The organism is Staphylococcus sp. Marseille-Q5304 (assembly GCF_943737015.1).
GTDB lineage: Bacteria > Bacillota > Bacilli > Staphylococcales > Staphylococcaceae > Staphylococcus > Staphylococcus hsinchuensis.
On the sequence record NZ_CALSFP010000001.1, the window covers coordinates 82181 to 99336 of the forward strand.

10 protein-coding genes, 1 pseudogene and 1 riboswitch are annotated in these 17156 nt (G+C 38.3%); of the genes and pseudogenes, 8 read left to right on the forward strand and 3 right to left on the reverse strand.

Translation table 11 applies throughout. The annotated features are described in order from the left end of the window. Positions 1-37 precede the first annotated feature (37 nt). Positions 38-148: riboswitch (TPP riboswitch) on the forward strand. A gap of 69 nt (positions 149-217) precedes the next feature. The 5 genes from NGI30_RS00415 to NGI30_RS00435 are packed head-to-tail and all read left to right on the forward strand — an operon-like array spanning position 218 to position 3867. Continuing rightward, positions 218-802 carry a thiamine phosphate synthase gene (locus tag NGI30_RS00415; protein WP_251517119.1) on the forward strand — a complete coding sequence of 195 codons (585 nt, stop codon included), beginning with the start codon at positions 218-220 and terminating at the stop codon, positions 800-802. Further along, entirely contained in the window at positions 795-1922 is a 1128-nt protein-coding gene (gene thiO, locus NGI30_RS00420) for a glycine oxidase ThiO (RefSeq protein WP_251517121.1), read from the forward strand. Before NGI30_RS00415 ends, thiO begins: the two co-directional genes overlap by 8 nt. Further along, the gene (gene thiS, locus NGI30_RS00425) at positions 1900-2100 is read left to right on the forward strand and encodes a sulfur carrier protein ThiS (RefSeq protein WP_251517123.1); all 201 of its coding nucleotides are present in this window, start codon (positions 1900-1902) and stop codon (positions 2098-2100) included. The genes thiO and thiS overlap by 23 nt, the downstream gene beginning before the upstream one ends. Before the next feature lies 1 nt (position 2101). Further along, positions 2102-2869 carry a thiazole synthase gene (locus NGI30_RS00430; protein WP_251942405.1) on the forward strand — a complete coding sequence of 256 codons (768 nt, stop codon included), beginning with the start codon at positions 2102-2104 and terminating at the stop codon, positions 2867-2869. After that, complete coding sequence (locus tag NGI30_RS00435; protein ID WP_251942406.1) at positions 2866-3867, forward strand: ThiF family adenylyltransferase; 1002 nt, start codon at positions 2866-2868, stop codon at positions 3865-3867. The genes NGI30_RS00430 and NGI30_RS00435 overlap by 4 nt, the downstream gene beginning before the upstream one ends. Positions 3868-4064: 197 nt before the next feature. Here NGI30_RS00435 and NGI30_RS00440 read toward each other — a convergent pair whose 3' ends face one another. Beyond that, positions 4065-5129: an LLM class flavin-dependent oxidoreductase gene (locus NGI30_RS00440; RefSeq protein ID WP_251942407.1), complete on the reverse strand. Its 1065-nt coding sequence runs from the start codon at positions 5127-5129 to the stop codon at positions 4065-4067. A 15-nt stretch (positions 5130-5144) separates the two neighbouring features. Continuing rightward, positions 5145-6071 carry a VOC family protein gene (locus NGI30_RS00445; protein WP_251942408.1) on the reverse strand — a complete coding sequence of 309 codons (927 nt, stop codon included), beginning with the start codon at positions 6069-6071 and terminating at the stop codon, positions 5145-5147. 615 nt (positions 6072-6686) lie between these two features. Here NGI30_RS00445 and NGI30_RS11435 point away from each other — a divergent pair. Beyond that, positions 6687-6815 (forward strand): annotated as a pseudogene (locus tag NGI30_RS11435) (KxYKxGKxW signal peptide domain-containing protein); the annotation flags it as partial. A gap of 185 nt (positions 6816-7000) precedes the next feature. Here NGI30_RS11435 and NGI30_RS11405 read toward each other — a convergent pair. Continuing rightward, on the reverse strand, positions 7001-7768 hold the full coding sequence (locus NGI30_RS11405; RefSeq protein WP_286009859.1) for a hypothetical protein: 768 nt from the start codon (positions 7766-7768) through the stop codon (positions 7001-7003). A gap of 1540 nt (positions 7769-9308) precedes the next feature. On the opposite strand from NGI30_RS11405, the gene NGI30_RS11495 reads away from it, so the two are divergent. Beyond that, positions 9309-15788: an LPXTG cell wall anchor domain-containing protein gene (locus tag NGI30_RS11495; protein WP_502960383.1), complete on the forward strand. Its 6480-nt coding sequence runs from the start codon at positions 9309-9311 to the stop codon at positions 15786-15788. A 140-nt stretch (positions 15789-15928) separates the two neighbouring features. Further along, entirely contained in the window at positions 15929-17155 is a 1227-nt protein-coding gene (secY2, locus tag NGI30_RS00460) for an accessory Sec system protein translocase subunit SecY2 (RefSeq protein WP_285813481.1), read from the forward strand. Position 17156: the final 1 nt, after the last annotated feature.

Below are 17156 nucleotides of genomic sequence, written 5' to 3' on the forward strand. Positions count from 1 at the left end.
ATTATATTAAATTACAACGAAAAACTATAAATTATATATAAACCACTGGAAGTGCCTTTGAAGAAGGGCTGAGACCGAAGTAACGACTGAGGAATTCCTTGAACCTGATCCAGTTTATACTGGCGTAGGAAAGTGGCGTTACTATCAGCGAAATACTTTTATTAAACGTTATTTTTCCTACGGGAAAGATAACGTTTTTTTGTATAGAGGTGAGGAAATGTTTATTGCGATTACACCGTATAAAGTATTAAATGAGCATGATATTGAACATTATCGAAGGATTGAGCAAGATATAGACTTTCTAATGATTCGGACCCCGATGGAAGTTGAACTTTTAGTCGAATGGATTGAACAGTTAAAACTTAATTACTTTCCTATAAACAAAATCATTATTCATAGTGACATCGATGTGCTTGAACGATGTGAACTATGGGCAATTCATTTTAAAGAGCAAGATGCGAGAATAGCACAATTTAAACAAGATAATCCAAACGTTCAAGTAAGTGCATCAACACATTATGAAACTTCCGTGGGTGAGGCACAATCGCTAGGCTTAGACTTTGTATTGTTTAGTCATATTTTTGAAACAGGGTCTAAACCTGGTCAACCACCTAGAACGGATCAAGAAATTTCTAGTGTATTGAAATACGATATTCCCATAATAGCGCTAGGTGGGATAAACAGTAAGACACTCAAACATTTACCTCAAGGGTTTAGTGGAATTGCAGGCATTTCAATTTTTGATAAAGCGCATGAGGATGAACTGAGTGCTTTAAAGGAGGTGTGGCAAGATTATGTATGATGTCATCGTTATTGGGTCTGGTGTGATGGGCATGTCCGTTGCGAGAAAGCTAAGTGAAGCGGGTTTGCATATTGCAGTGATTGATCGTGATGTTCCTGGTATGCATGCTTCTTATAAGGCGGGTGGCATGTTAGGTGCTCAGAATGAATTTCTGGAAGATAGTGACTTATTCAAACTCGCCACACGTTCACAAAAGATGTTTAAAACTTTGAGTGACGAATTAAATTCTGAAGTTGGTATTGATATTCAATATATCGAAAGTGGTCTCATCAAATTAGCTGATGAGTCTAATGATAACGTTACAATTGAACAACAATATCAATTTTTACATCAACATAATCCTGATGTTGAGCTATTAAATGAAGATCGTATGCATCAATTAACAGGTGGTAATAGCCATTTAGCTAACCGGACAGCAATGTACATTCCAGACGACCATCAAATTAATGCAAATTATTATACGAAAGCATTATTTCATTCATTAAAAAGACGAAATATCGACCGTATCTTTAAAACGGAGGTCGAATCAATTCAATCAGTCGAAGGTGGAGGATACAAAGTATTAACACAAGACGATGTGTTAATCGGTCAACAAGTTGTCGTAGCTGGTGGTGCCTGGAGTGGCCAATTATTAGGGTCATACATCCAAGATAAATGCGTGACAGGTGTTAAAGGAGAAGTATTGTTAGTCGAACAACCACACCTCAATCTCGATACTACATTGTTTACGACAAGCGGTTGTTATATCGTCCCTAAACAAAAAGACCGTTATTTAATAGGAGCAACGAGCTATTTTGATGATTACTCAGTTGGTGTTTCTGAGGAAGGAAGAAATTGGTTATTAGAGCGTGCTACCAAACATGTCCCAGGATTAAAAGAAAGTAAAATCTTAAAGCAATGGTCAGGGGTAAGACCTTATTGCACAAATGAACAACCTATTATGGATGAAGTTTCAAGAGATTTATTTGTCATTACAGGTCATTACCGTAATGGAATATTACTTTCGCCGATTATCGGTGAACTGATGAGTCAATGGATACTTAATCAGCATAGACCTCAAATATTAGAAAGCTTTCAGATAGAAAGGAGGCAACGCAATGCATTGCATCATCAATGGTGATCAATTTACTTTCGATCAATCAATGAATATTCAAGAGATTCTCCAAAGCCTTGAATTAGATGAACAACGTGTGATTGTCGAGCACAATGAACAATTGATTAAGAGAGAACAATTCCCCAATCAAATCGTTAGAGAACAAGATCGATTAGAATTATTAGAATTTGTAGGAGGCGGATAAAATGTTAAAAATTGGACAATTTGAATTAAACTCTAGGTTATTATTAGGAACAGGTAAATTTGAGAATCAGGAAATACAAACTTCAGCGATTAAAGCATCAGAAACTGAAGTATTGACTTTCGCAGTACGTCGAATGAATTTATATGACAAAGACTTACCAAACCCATTAGCAGAAGTAGATTTATCAAACTTTGTCACTTTTCCAAATACGGCAGGTGCGAAATCAGCTAAAGAAGCGATTCGTATAGCTGAAATTGCAAATCATGCAGGCGTATGTGACATGATTAAAGTTGAAGTAATCGGCGATGATGAAACACTATTGCCAGACCCATTAGAAACAGTTGAAGCTTGTAAAGTATTACTAGATAAAGGTTACACAGTATGTCCTTACATTTCTAACGATGTCGTATTAGCAAAACGACTAGAAGAATTAGGCGTGCATGCAGTTATGCCACTAGCTTCACCAATTGGTACAGGAAGAGGTATCAATAACCCACTCAACCTTCGCTATATTGTTGAAAAAGTGAATGTCCCTGTAATTGTTGATGCAGGTATCGGCTCTCCTAAAGATGCTTGTCACGCTATGGAGCTCGGTGTAGATGGCATCTTACTCAACACAGCTATATCTAGTGCTAAAGACCCTGTGAAAATGGCTGAAGCAATGAAACTTGGCATCAATGCTGGTAGATTAAGTTATGAAGCGGGAAGAATTCCTGTTAAATATACAGCTCAAGCATCTAGTCCAACAGAAGGTTTAGGTTTCTTATGATTCAGAGATATAACCGTCAAGCTCGATTTCATGGCTTTGGTGAACAAGGCCAACAACAACTCGGAACTCAACATATCATGATATTGGGTGCAGGCGCATTAGGCAGTCATTGTGCTGAGATGTTAGTTCGAATGGGCGTCGGTAAATTGACGGTAGTTGATATGGATATCGTAGAAATAGATAATTTGCATCGCCAAGCCACTTATGACGAACACGATGCACAGGACATGTTACCTAAAGTGATTGCTTTGCAACAACACTTAACACAAATTAATTCAGAGGTTGAGGTAGAGGCGTTATATCAAGAGCTGATGAATACTAACATTGAAGAAATAATTGCGAATGTAAACCCAAATATAGTGATGGACGGCATGGATCATTTTAAAATACGATATTTAATCAACGAAGCATGCCACAAATTACAATTATCATGGATATACGGTGCTGCTGTAGGTAGTAAAGGTACAGTTTATGCGATAGATTATCAAGGTCCTTGTTTAAAATGCATGCTACAAACCATCCCTGAAACAGGAGAAAGTTGTGCGATTAATGGTGTATTACCACCAGCAGTTCAACAAGTTGCAAGTATGCAAGTATCAGAACTATTAAGGTGGCTCTCAGGACATGGATTTTCTAGAAAATTAATCACATTAGATTGCTTTGAATTTAATTATCGTACTTTAAATATCGACCAATTGAAAGATTCTGAATGTCCAGTATGCGCTAAAGGTAATTACGAATTATTAAACCAACGTACAGAAAATAAAATTGAAGGACGTTGTGGTGACGTCTTCTTATTTAGATTTAATAGTAATACTTTCGACCATGTAGCGTATCTCCCTACACGTGTGTTGAAAAGTAATCCATTTGCTAAAGTGATGACTTATAAAGACTATGAAATGACCTTATTTAAAGATGGGCGTATGAATGTATACGGTATACAACAAGAGGGTGAAGCTGAAGCGTTATATCATACGTTGTTAAAAAGCTTGAAATAGTTATCTAAATTGAAAAAGGAGTGGGACAGAAATCGATTTTCTAACAATGATTTCGTAGTCCCACCCCGGCTAGAATGACTAGGATTGAAAAAGCTTGATATAAGCTCAGTTTCAATTTAGTCATCTACTGCCCAGTTGAAAAAGAGTCTGAGACAACACGTGTTGTCTCAGACTCTTTTTTTAAGTTAATATTAAAATTATTTATTTTTGAGGTGTTTGTTTACTTGAGGGATAATATCATTACCGATGAGTTCGATATTTTTCATGATTTGGTCAAATGGTACGCCACCAAAGTCGATTTGAGCCATAAATCTTTGGTGGTTGTATAATTCATGTTGATATAAAATCTTTTCAACGATTTGCTGTGTACTACCAACCATTAATGCTTCTCTATGATCTGGCGATTGATCAAATTGTTGTTTTGGATAGCCGGCACCTCTAATAAATGACATTCCGACATTTAAATGAGGATAATAATTTTTAAGTGCTTCTTGAGTTGTTTTCGCAGTATAGAATAAACTAGCTGTTGAAACAGGTAAACTTGAAGGTGAGGTATCAAAGCCATGTTCTTTAGCTGTTTGACGATAAACATCGATAGAGTCTTTGAACACCGTCGCTGGACCACCTAATGTAGTAATCATCATTGGCACGCCTTGTTGACCTGCTTTGATTGCACTACCAGGGCCTCCACCTACAGCACGCCATATTGGTAACGTATTATCTACTGGGCGAGGGAAGATCTTCATATTTTTAAGCGGTGGGCGGAATTCACCTGACCATGTAATTTTGTCATGTTTGTTGAGTTCTAATAGTAATTCCAATTTTTCTTCGAATAATGCTTCATAATCATTGATGTCTAATCCAAATAAATCAAATAACCCAGTACGTGATCCGCGCCCTGCAACAACCTCTGCACGTCCTTGTGAAATTAAATCCAACGTAGCAAAATCTTCAAACACTCTTACAGGATCCGATGCACTTAAAATCGTAGAAGAACTTGAAATTTTGATATTTTTTGTCGCTTGCGCGATTGCACCGAGTAATACCGTATGAGCTTGAGTAGTAAAGTGTTCCTGATGACTTTCCCCAACCGCAAAAACATCAATACCAGCTTGTTCTGCTAATTGACTAGCCTCAATAAGTTCTTGAATACGTTGTTGATAGCTTACTTTTTCACCATTTTCAGGATTTAATAAATGATCTCCTAATGAATATAAACCGAATTCTAAAGGTTTATTTGCATTTATATCTAATTGCGCCACAGCACATCGCTCCTTTTACAGTTCTTTCAACTTACTTTCAATTTCCTCGCGTTTTGGTTCTAAAAATTCCGGTAAATTTAATTTATTACCTAATTCTTCTTTAGGCGTGTCTACAGTGAAACCAGGTTCTTCTGTAGCAAACTCATACAAGATGCCATTTTGACGATAATAAAGAGATCTGAAGAAATAACGGTCAATAATGCCTGAATTATTACGTGGTTCAGCATCAATACGTTCAAATATTTCTTTTAAATCATCATCTGTTGGCGTCTTCACAGCAATATGATGGATATATCCTTGTGCTTGACGTGCACGATCTCCTTGTTCCTCTTTCACAACAAAGTCAGTGTAAAGTCCTTTTTTATCTAACGTCATTACAGTTTCATTGAAATCTTGACGTTCTTCATATTCTAATACATTTTTAAGAAAATCTATTGTTGCTTGAGCGTCTCGGAGTCTTAGTTCAACAGGTTCCATGCCTAGTATTTGATATTGTTCTGGTATATCACTGTAGCTATTACCTTGCCATTCATGTGGCATTTCATAATTATCATTAACGAGTAATATCACTTCAACGCCATCAACATCTTCAAATGAAATCGCTGGTTGATTTAAGTACGTGAGTTCATTCCACTCAACGTCATGTTGAGTTAAACGTTTTTTAAAATATTCTAATGATTCGTTATCTGGAATGAGTAATGAAAATCTATAAATTGAATCAGTCCCTCTTTTAGGTTGACCGACATTCGGTATTTCAAAATAAGTCAATAATGTACCTGGCGAACCTGTTTCGTCACCAAAGAATAAATGATACATAGAAGTATTATCTTGGTTAACAGTTTTTTCTACTAAACGTAAACCTAAAATTTCTGTATAAAATGCTTTATTGCGTTGAGCATCTTTAGTGTAAATGGAAATGTGATGATGACCTCTAATATTCATAAAAAATACCTCCTCTTAAATACGTGCTTTTAAAATCATTTAATGTTTATTTATGCGTTTTATTACTTTGAACTTTAGTTTTTCTAGTTGTTTAACTATTGCGTGAAATACAATTAGTATATTCGGTATAAATATTATATCATATTTGAATTTTAATTCAACTATGTAGAACATTGTTTAACTTTAACCGTTATTAATATTCCTCTTCTGACACTATTCTAATCATGGGCATTTTAATTTTCTTTCTTAATATATTGTGTTTGTTAATTTGTGTTTTATAGTAAATGAAATCAAATAATAAAATATTGCATTGTAGTAAATAGAAAAAAATAATGTTAAAGAGCATTTATTGTTTGATTTACATCAACTTAAATAATTAATAATTTTCGTATTTTAAAATAGACGTTATTTTCAATATAAAGATATTTAAATAGACTCAATTTGATAATAGAAATTAAACAATACATTCCTATTACAAAAATAAATTTAGTTGTAATGCTCAATGGAATAGTGCATAATATAATAAAACACTAATGTAAAAAAACCCTATATATGAAAATTTAGACGATAGATAGAGTTGTTTTATAAAAATTATGGAGAGGAAAGAGAAAGGGAATGTCAAAGAAAAAAAGAGATTTGCAACAAAGCTTAAATCAAGAAACTGCTCGTGTTAAATTATATAAATCTGGGAAAACATGGGTTAAAGCAGGTATTAAAGAAATTAAGCTATTAGGGGTTATGGGTTTACCATTTTTAAGTAAAGACACTGAAGAAATTCAAGAAAAAACTGAAACTACAAATAAAGATAAATTGAAAGGGCATGCGATTAAGACCACCGCGGTTATTGGTGGTGCTTTTACTGTAAACATGTTGCATGATCAACAAGCATTTGCTGCCTCAGAATTACCAGTTACATCTGAACTTTCAAGTCAAAGTGAAACATTAGGTAACCAAAATTCAACAACTGTAGAACAATCTGAAAGTGCAACTTCAACTTCAGAGAGTTCAGAAAGTAATAGTGACAATTCAACTTCAGAGAAATCTGAAAGTTCTAGTGAAACATCAACAGATAAATCCGAAAGCAACAGCGACGCCTCAACAACAGATAAATCCGAGAGCGATAGTGACGCTTCAACAACAGACAAGTCTGAAAGCAATAGCGATGCCTCAACAACAGATAAATCAGAAAGTAATAGTGACAATTCAACTTCAGAGAAATCTGAAAGTTCTAGTGAAACATCAACAGACAAATCAGAAAGTAATAGCGATGCTTCAACAACGGATAAATCAGAAAGTAATAGCGATGCTTCAACAACGGATAAATCAGAAAGTAATAGCGATGCTTCAACAACGGATAAATCAGAAAGTAATAGTGATGCATCAACAACAGATAAATCAGAAAGTGATAGCGATGCCTCAACAGCGGATAAATCCGAAAGCAATAGTGACGCATCAACAACAGACAAATCCGAAAGTAATAGCGATGCCTCAACAGTGGATAAATCCGAAAGTTCAAGTGAATCTTCTGCAAACGATAGTACAAGTACTACCTCAGAAGCTGATTTAGGTTCAAATTCAATCAGTTTATCTACATCTAGTGAATCAACAAGTACAGCACCGACAATGTTAAGAAGTTTTAGCACTTTTGCAACAATGAATACATTAGCTGCAGCTGCAACAACTCCACAAACAACCACTTATACAGGTGCCGGCGTTGATAAAGCATACAATATTCCGATTTACTACAAATTAGATGTGACAAGCGACGGTCAAAATTTAACATTTAAATACACTGTAACTTATGATAATCCAAATACTTCTACTGTTGAAGTAGCTCCATCTTCTGTCTCAAGTAGTTATTCTATTAAAAACTCAACAACAAGCAACTCGCCAATGTTTACTTTAGGTAGTGGATATGGTACACCAACGACATCTAATAGCTACATCGAAGATAAATATGGAAATAAAGTATCAGCTGTACCAGAAGCTAATTTACCAATTTCTCCAACTGGCGGTGGCTATTCTTGGTCAAATGACTATGCGATGAATGGTTATTATGCGAAACAAGGTGCAAGACTAGTAACAACATGGACAGTACCAATAACTGGTTCTGGTTCTGACTATAGTTGGACATTTAATCCTTATTCATCTAGAACGTCGACGGATGTTAACTACTTTAGTGGATCAATTATAGGAACTGATCCTATTAGTTCACAATCAGCAAGTACTTCTACAAGTGCATCGAATTCATTAAGCACGTCTGCAAGCACATCAACTAGTAGATCTAGTTCGTTAAGTGCATCAACAAGCACGTCAAATTCATTGAGTGCATCAGCGAGCACATCAACAAGCACGTCAAATTCGTTGAGTGCATCAGCGAGCACATCAACAAGTACGTCAAATTCATTAAGCGCATCAGCGAGCACATCAACAAGTACGTCAAATTCACAAAGTGCATCAACGAGTGAATCGACAAGCGCGTCAAATTCATTAAGTACATCAGCGAGCGAATCAACGAGTGCATCAAATTCGTTAAGTGCGTCAGCGAGTGAATCAACGAGTGCGTCAAATTCATTAAGCGCATCAGCGAGTGAATCAACGAGTGCGTCAAATTCGTTAAGTGCGTCAGCGAGCGAATCAACGAGCGCGTCAAATTCGTTAAGTGCGTCAGCGAGTGAATCAACGAGTGCGTCAAATTCACTAAGTGCCTCAACGAGTGCATCAAATTCAATAAGTACATCAGCGAGCACATCTGTCTCACTTAGCGATTCAGAAAGATCAGAATCACTGAGCACGTCAGAATCAAATTCGAATTCTTTAAGCGCATCCGAAAGTGACTCAGCAAGTGCTTCAACATCAGTGAGCGCATCCGAAAGTGACTCAGCAAGTGCTTCAACATCAGTGAGCACATCTGAAAGTGACTCAGCGAGCGCGTCAACGTCAGTGAGTGCATCAGAAAGCGATTCAGCGAGTGAATCAGCGTCATTAAGTACATCTGAAAGTGAATCAGCGAGTACTTCAACGTCAGTAAGCGCATCTGAAAGTGAATCAGCGAGTACTTCAACATCAGTGAGTGCGTCAGAAAGTGACTCAGCAAGTACATCAACATCAATGAGCGCATCTGAAAGTGACTCGGCAAGTGCCTCAACATCAGTGAGTGCGTCAGAAAGCGATTCAGCGAGCGAGTCAACGTCAATGAGTACTTCAGAATCTGATTCAGCGAGTGCCTCAACATCAATGAGTGTATCCGAAAGTGATTCATCAAGTACATCGACATCACTAAGCACATCCGAAAGCGATTCGGCAAGTACATCAACATCAGTGAGTGCCTCAGAAAGTGAATCAGCGAGTGCTTCAACGTCAATGAGTGCCTCAGAAAGTGACTCAGCGAGTGAATCAGCGTCATTAAGTACATCAGAAAGTGATTCAGCGAGTGAGTCAACGTCAATGAGCGCATCGGAAAGCGATTCAGCAAGTGCCTCAACATCAATGAGCACGTCAGAAAGTGACTCAGCGAGTGCCTCAACATCAATGAGTGCATCAGAAAGTGATTCAGCGAGTGAGTCAACGTCATTAAGTACTTCAGAAAGTGACTCAGCAAGTGCTTCAACATCAGTGAGTGCATCGGAAAGTGAATCAGTGAGTGCGTCAACGTCAGTGAGCGCATCGGAAAGTGACTCAGCGAGCACTTCAACATCAATGAGCGTATCCGAAAGTGATTCAGCGAGCGCGTCAACATCATTAAGTACTTCTGAAAGTGACTCAGCAAGTGCATCGACATCACTAAGTACTTCAGTATCTGATTCAGCGAGTGAATCAACATCAATGAGCACATCCGAAAGTGACTCAGCGAGTGAGTCAACGTCAATGAGTGCGTCAGAAAGCGACTCAGCAAGTACTTCAACATCACTAAGTACTTCGGTATCTGATTCAGCGAGCACGTCAACGTCATTAAGTACTTCTGAAAGTGACTCAGCAAGTACATCAACATCAGTGAGTACGTCCGAAAGTGATTCAGCGAGCGCATCAACATCATTAAGTACTTCTGAAAGTGACTCAGCGAGTGCATCGGAAAGTGATTCAGCAAGTGCTTCAACGTCAGTAAGTGCATCGGATAGTGAATCAACAAGTGCTTCAACATCAGTGAGCTTATCAGAAAGCGATTCAGCGAGTACTTCAACATCAATGAGCGCATCAGAATCAGATTCAACAAGTACTTCAACATCAGTAAGTGGATCAGAAAGTGATTCAGCAAGTGCTTCAACATCAGTGAGTACATCAGAAAGTGATTCAGCGAGCGCATCAACATCATTAAGTGCATCCGAAAGCGATTCGGCAAGTACATCAACATCAGTGAGTACATCAGAAAGTGATTCAGCGAGTACTTCAACATCAGTGAGTACATCAGAAAGTGATTCAGCGAGTACTTCAACGTCAGTGAGCGCATCAGAAAGCGATTCAGTGAGTGCATCAACGTCATTAAGTACATCAGAAAGTGATTCAGCGAGTGCCTCAACATCAGTGAGTGCGTCAGAAAGTGATTCAGCGAGCGCATCAACATCATTAAGTGCATCCGAAAGCGATTCGGCAAGTACATCAACATCAATGAGTACTTCAGAAAGTGATTCAGCAAGCACGTCAACATCAGTAAGTGGATCAGAAAGTGATTCAACAAGCGCGTCAACATCGTTAAGCACATCAGTATCTGACTCAACAAGTGCTTCAATGTCATTAAGTACGTCAGTATCTGATTCAGCAAGTGGGTCGACATCATTAAGTACATCTGAAAGTGACTCAGCGAGTGCATCGACATCACTAAGTGCTTCAGTATCTGATTCAGCGAGTGAATCAGCGTCATTAAGTACATCTGAAAGTGATTCGGCAAGTGCCTCAACATCAATGAGCGCGTCAGAAAGTGATTCAGCGAGCGAGTCAATGTCATTAAGCACATCAGAAAGTGATTCAGCAAGCACATCAACATCAGTGAGCGCATCGGAAAGCGACTCAGCAAGTGCCTCAACATCAGTGAGCGCATCAGAAAGTGACTCAGCAAGTGCTTCAACATCATTGAGTGCATCGGAAAGTGATTCAGAAAGTGCATCGACATCACTAAGTACGTCAGTATCTGATTCAGCGAGTGAATCAACATCAATGAGCACGTCAGTTAGTGGATCAGCAAGTACTTCAACATCAGTAAGCACATCAGAATCTGACTCAGCGAGCGAATCAACGTCATTGAGTGCATCGGAAAGCGACTCAACAAGCATGTCAACATCAATGAGTGTATCGGAAAGTGACTCAGCGAGTGCTTCAACGTCATTGAGTGCATCGGAAAGCGACTCAGCAAGTACTTCAACATCAATGAGCGCGTCCGAAAGTGATTCAGCAAGCGCATCAACGTCATTAAGTACATCAGAATCTGACTCAACAAGTGCTTCTGCATCAGTGAGTACATCCGAAAGTGATTCAGTGAGCGCGTCAACATCAGTAAGTGGATCAGAAAGTGATTCAGCGAGTGGATCAACATCAGTGAGCACATCGGAAAGTGACTCAGCAAGTACTTCAACATCAATGAGTGCATCCGAATCAGACTCAGTGAGTGCTTCGACTTCACTAAGTACGTCAGAAAGTGATTCAGCAAGCACATCAACGTCAGTAAGTGCATCGGAAAGTAACTCAACAAGTGTATCAACATCAATGAGCGCGTCAGAATCAGACTCAGCAAGCACATCAACATCAGTGAGCGCGTCAGAAAGTGATTCTGCGAGTGCCTCAACATCACTAAGTACTTCGGTATCTGATTCAGCAAGTGCTTCAACATCAGTGAGCACATCCGAAAGCGATTCGGCAAGTACTTCAACATCAATGAGCACATCGGAAAGCGACTCAGCAAGTGTATCAACATCAATGAGCGCGTCAGAATCGGATTCAGCGAGTGCATCGACATCGTTAAGTACGTCGGTATCTGACTCATCAAGTGCTTCAACGTCATTAAGTGGATCAGAAAGTGATTCAGAAAGTGATTCAGTGAGTGAGTCGACATCATTAAGCACTTCAGTATCTGAAGAGGCAAGTACATCGGCATCAATGAGTGCGTCAGCATCTGATTCGGAAAGTGCTTCAACGTCATTAAGTACTTCAGAAAGTGAATCAGCAAGCACTTCAACGTCAATGAGTACATCAGAATCTGATTCAGCAAGCACTTCAACATCACTAAGTACGTCAGAAAGTGAATCAGCAAGTGCGTCAACATCAATGAGTACATCAGAAAGTGAATCAGCAAGTACATCAGCATCAATGAGTACTTCAGTGAGTACATCAGAAAGTGATTCAGCAAGCGCATCAACGTCATTAAGTGGATCAAAAAGCGACTCAACAAGTGCTTCAACATCAGTGAGTGCATCAGAAAGCGACTCAGCTAGTGCGTCAACATCAATGAGCACATCAGAATCTGATTCGGCAAGTACATCAACATCATTAAGTACGTCAGAAAGCGATTCAGCGAGCGCGTCAACATCAATGAGTACCTCAGAATCAGATTCAGCAAGTACATCGACATCACTAAGTACTTCAGTGAGTAACTCAGCAAGTACTTCAACATCATTGAGCGCGTCAGAAAGCGATTCAACAAGTGCCTCAACGTCAATGAGCACGTCAGTATCTGATTCAACAAGCGAATCAACGTCAGTAAGTGCATCGGAAAGTGATTCGGCAAGTACATCAACATCAATGAGTGAGTCAGAAAGTGACTCAGTGAGCGCATCAACATCCATGAGCACATCAGCAAGTAATTCAGTGAGTGAGTCAACATCACTAAGTACTTCAGTATCTGATTCGACAAGCACATCAACGTCATTAAGCGCATCCGAAAGTGATTCGGCAAGTGAGTCAACATCAGTGAGTACGTCAGAAAGCGAATCAGCAAGCACGTCAACATCATTAAGTACATCAGGTTCAGTGAGCGAGTCAACATCACTAAGTACGTCAGTATCTGATTCAGCAAGTACTTCAACATCAATGAGTGCATCCGAAAGTGATTCAACAAGTGCTTCAACATCATTAAGTACTTCAGTTTCAGATTCAACAAGTGCCTCAACATCAGTGAGTGCATCGGAAAGCGATTCAGCGAGCGCGTCAACATCACTAAGTACTTCGTCATCTGATTCAGCGAGTGCCTCAACATCAGTGAGTGCATCGGAAAGTGATTCGGCAAGTACATCGACATCATTAAGTGCGTCAGGAAGTGACTCAGCGAGTGAGTCAACATCAGTGAGTGCGTCAGCAAGTGATTCGGCAAGCACATCGACATCATTAAGCACGTCAGAATCTGATTCAGCAAGCGCATCAACATCACTAAGCACGTCAGAATCAGATTCAGCAAGTGCTTCAACATCAATGAGTGTGTCCGAAAGCGACTCAGCAAGTACATCAACATCAATGAGCGCATCAGAAAGCGACTCAGCTAGTGCGTCAACATCAATGAGCGCGTCAGATAGTGAATCAGCAAGCACGTCAACATCATTAAGTACTTCTGAAAGTGATTCAGCAAGTACATCGACATCACTAAGTACGTCAGTATCTGATTCAGCGAGTGCCTCAACATCAATGAGCGCATCAGAAAGCGACTCAGCGAGTACGTCAACATCAATGAGTACATCAGAATCTGATTCAGCAAGCGCATCAACATCCGAAAGTGCGTCAGCATCTGATTCAACAAGTATGTCAACATCGTTAAGCACTTCAGTATCTGAAGAGGCAAGTACATCGGCATCAATGAGTGCGTCAGAATCTGATTCGGAAAGTGATTCAACGTCATTAAGTACTTCAGATAGTGAATCAGAAAGTACTTCAACGTCAATGAGTACATCCGAAAGTGACTCGGCAAGTGCGTCAACATCACTAAGTACATCAGAATCAGATTCAGCAAGCACATCAACATCAATGAGTGTGTCTTCAAGTGATTCAGCAAGCGCATCAACATCATTAAGTGCGTTAGAATCTGGTTCGGCAAGTGAGTCAATGTCATTAAGTACTTCAGAAAGTGATTCAGCAAGCACATCAACGTCAATGAGTATATCGGAAAGTGATTCAGCGAGTGAGTCAACATCACTAAGTACGTCAGTATCTGAATCAGCAAGCGCATCAACATCAGTGAGTGCATCGGAAAGTGACTCAACAAGTACATCAACATCAATGAGCACATCAGAATCAGATTCAACAAGTGCCTCAACATCAATGAGTACTTCAGTGAGTGATTCCTCAAGCACATCAACATCAGTGAGTGCATCCGAAAGTGACTCAGCAAGTACTTCAACATCAATGAGCGCATCAGAAAGCGACTCAGCGAGTACGTCAACATCAATGAGTACATCAGAAAGCGACTCAGCGAGTGAGTCAACATCAATGAGTACATCAGAATCAGATTCAGCAAGCGCATCAACATCCGAAAGTGCGTCAGCATCTGATTCAACAAGTATGTCAACATCGTTAAGCACTTCAGTATCTGAAGAGGCAAGTACATCGGCATCAATGAGTGCGTCAGAATCTGATTCGGAAAGTGATTCAACGTCATTAAGTACTTCAGATAGTGAATCAGAAAGTACTTCAACGTCAATGAGTACATCCGAAAGTGACTCGGCAAGTGCGTCAACATCACTAAGTACGTCAGAATCTGATTCAGCAAGTACTTCAACATCAGTGAGTGTGTCTTCAAGTGACTCAACAAGTACATCAACATCAATGAGCGCGTCAGAAAGTGACTCTGCGAGCACGTCAACATCAATGAGCACATCAGAAAGTGATTCAGCAAGTACATCGACATCACTAAGTACGTCAGAATCTGATTCAGCAAGTGCATCAGCATCAATGAGCACATCAGAAAGTGATTCAGCAAGCGCGTCAATGTCATTAAGCACATCAGTATCTGACTCAGCGAGTGCTTCAATATCACTAAGCACGTCAGTATCTGATTCAGCGAGCACGTCAACATCAGTGAGCACATCAGAAAGTGATTCAGCAAGTGCATCAACGTCATTAAGTACATCAGAATCTGACTCAACAAGTGCTTCAACATCAATGAGTGACTCAGCAAGCACATCAACATCAGTGAGCGCATCCGAAAGTGATTCAGCAAGCACTTCAACATCACTAAGTACTTCAGAAAGTGATTCAGCAAGTGCATCAGCATCAATGAGCACATCAGAATCTGATTCAGCAAGAACATCAACATCAATGAGTGCATCGGAAAGTGATTCAGCAAGTGCATCAACATCACTAAGCACGTCAGTATCTGATTCAGCGAGCACGTCAACATCAGTGAATGCATCAGAAAGCGACTCAGTAAGCACATCAACATCAATGAGTACATCAGAAAGTGACTCGGCAAGTGCCTCAACATCACTAAGTACGTCAGAATCTGACTCAGCAAGTACTTCAACATCAATGAGTACTTCAGTTAGTGATTCAGCAAGTACATCGACAGCACAAAGTACTTCGTCATCTGATTCATCAAGCACATCAATGCATCAATCAGAAAGTGCACAAAATACTGTTGGAAATACAAATATAGATAAAGAACACAATAAATCAGTAAAATTACCAGATACGGGTAAAGACTCAAATGAGAGAAATGGTTTAATTGGAGCAGCTTTAACTATGCTTGCAGGTTTAGGTTTATTAAGAAGATCTAAAAAAAATAAAAAAAATCAACATAGATAAAGCATAAAATTATATAATAGTTAATAACTAACAAAGAGGCTAAGGCAACGTTCATTTAAAGATTATAAAGTTAAATTTATTAATCAAATGATCAATGTTATTAGCCTCTTTGATATAATAATTAGAAAAAGAGGAATATTGTGAATAATAATTTTACGAAGACGTTTTTTAAGCAAATCGAATATAAAGTAATGTATAAAAGAATGTTATTTACTTCTTTGATACTTATTATTTATATTCTTGGCAGTAATATTTCAATAGTTGCTCAAGAAACTACACAACATGACTCACACAGTTTCTACAAAATAGCAGTAGCAAACACAGGTGGAGATTTAAATACATTAAATATTTTCACATTAGGATTAGGGCCATGGTTAACTGCCATGATTATTAGAAGTTTACTTGCATATAGAGACGTAGATAAGGCATCACGTCAAACACGCTCAGAAAGACATTATAAAGAGAAATTATGGACAATCATTTTGGCTATTGCACAGGCATATTTTGTAGTTAATGAATATGTAAGTAAAGGCAAGATTGATACGGAAAATACGTATATCTTACTCCTAATATTAATAACAGGAACGATGTTGTTAGTATGGTTAGCTGATCAGAATGTAAGATATGGCATTGCAGGTCCTATGCCAATCGTATTAATGAGTATTGTGAAATCATTATTCCATCAAAAGTTAGCTAGTTTGCACACGAGTACAATCGTCCTCATCTTAATAATAGTAGTTATAGCAATGGCGTTATTCATTCTCCTCTATATGGAATTAATCGAATATCGACTGAAGTATCGGGATATTATGAATTTTTCAAATGATGATATAAAAAAATATTTAGCTTGGAAGGTTAATCCTGCAGGAAGTATAACGATTATGATTAGTATTTCTGTATTTGTTTTATTAAGTAACATCGTAGGTTTGATATTAAATACGGTAATACCTGACGCAGATATAAATTTAAAGGTTTTAAGTTTTAGTAATCCTATTGGTATCACGCTGTACATTTTGATACAAATCATTCTTGGATACTTTTTATCACGATTTTTATTAAATACTAAAAATAAATCAAAAGAATTTTTAAAAAATGGTAATTATTTTATTGGGGTGAAACCTGGTAAAGAAACAGAACAGTTCTTAAATCGAAAAGCTAAAAATTTATGTTGGTTTGGGTCTATAGTGGTTGCTTTGATTATTGGTATACCTTTATATAGCACATTACTTATTCCACAACTTGCGCAACAGATTTATTTTGCAATCCAATTAATTATTTTAGTTTATATAGGAATTAATATTACTGAAACAATTAGAACATATCTATATTTCGATAAATATAAAGATATATTGAATAAGTATTGGTAAG

Excerpts from the sequence above, each read along its gene's own strand:
- NGI30_RS00415 (WP_251517119.1), top strand. The coding sequence starts at position 218 with ATGTTTATTGCGATTACACCGTATAAAGTATTAAATGAGCATGATATT.
- thiO (WP_251517121.1), top strand. The coding sequence starts at position 795 with ATGTATGATGTCATCGTTATTGGGTCTGGTGTGATGGGCATGTCCGTT.
- thiS (WP_251517123.1), top strand. The coding sequence starts at position 1,900 with ATGCATTGCATCATCAATGGTGATCAATTTACTTTCGATCAATCAATG.
- NGI30_RS00430 (WP_251942405.1), top strand. The coding sequence starts at position 2,102 with ATGTTAAAAATTGGACAATTTGAATTAAACTCTAGGTTATTATTAGGA.
- NGI30_RS00435 (WP_251942406.1), top strand. The coding sequence starts at position 2,866 with ATGATTCAGAGATATAACCGTCAAGCTCGATTTCATGGCTTTGGTGAA.
- NGI30_RS00445 (WP_251942408.1), bottom strand. The coding sequence starts at position 6,071 with ATGAATATTAGAGGTCATCATCACATTTCCATTTACACTAAAGATGCT.
- NGI30_RS11495 (WP_502960383.1), top strand. The coding sequence starts at position 9,309 with ATGAGTGTATCCGAAAGTGATTCATCAAGTACATCGACATCACTAAGC.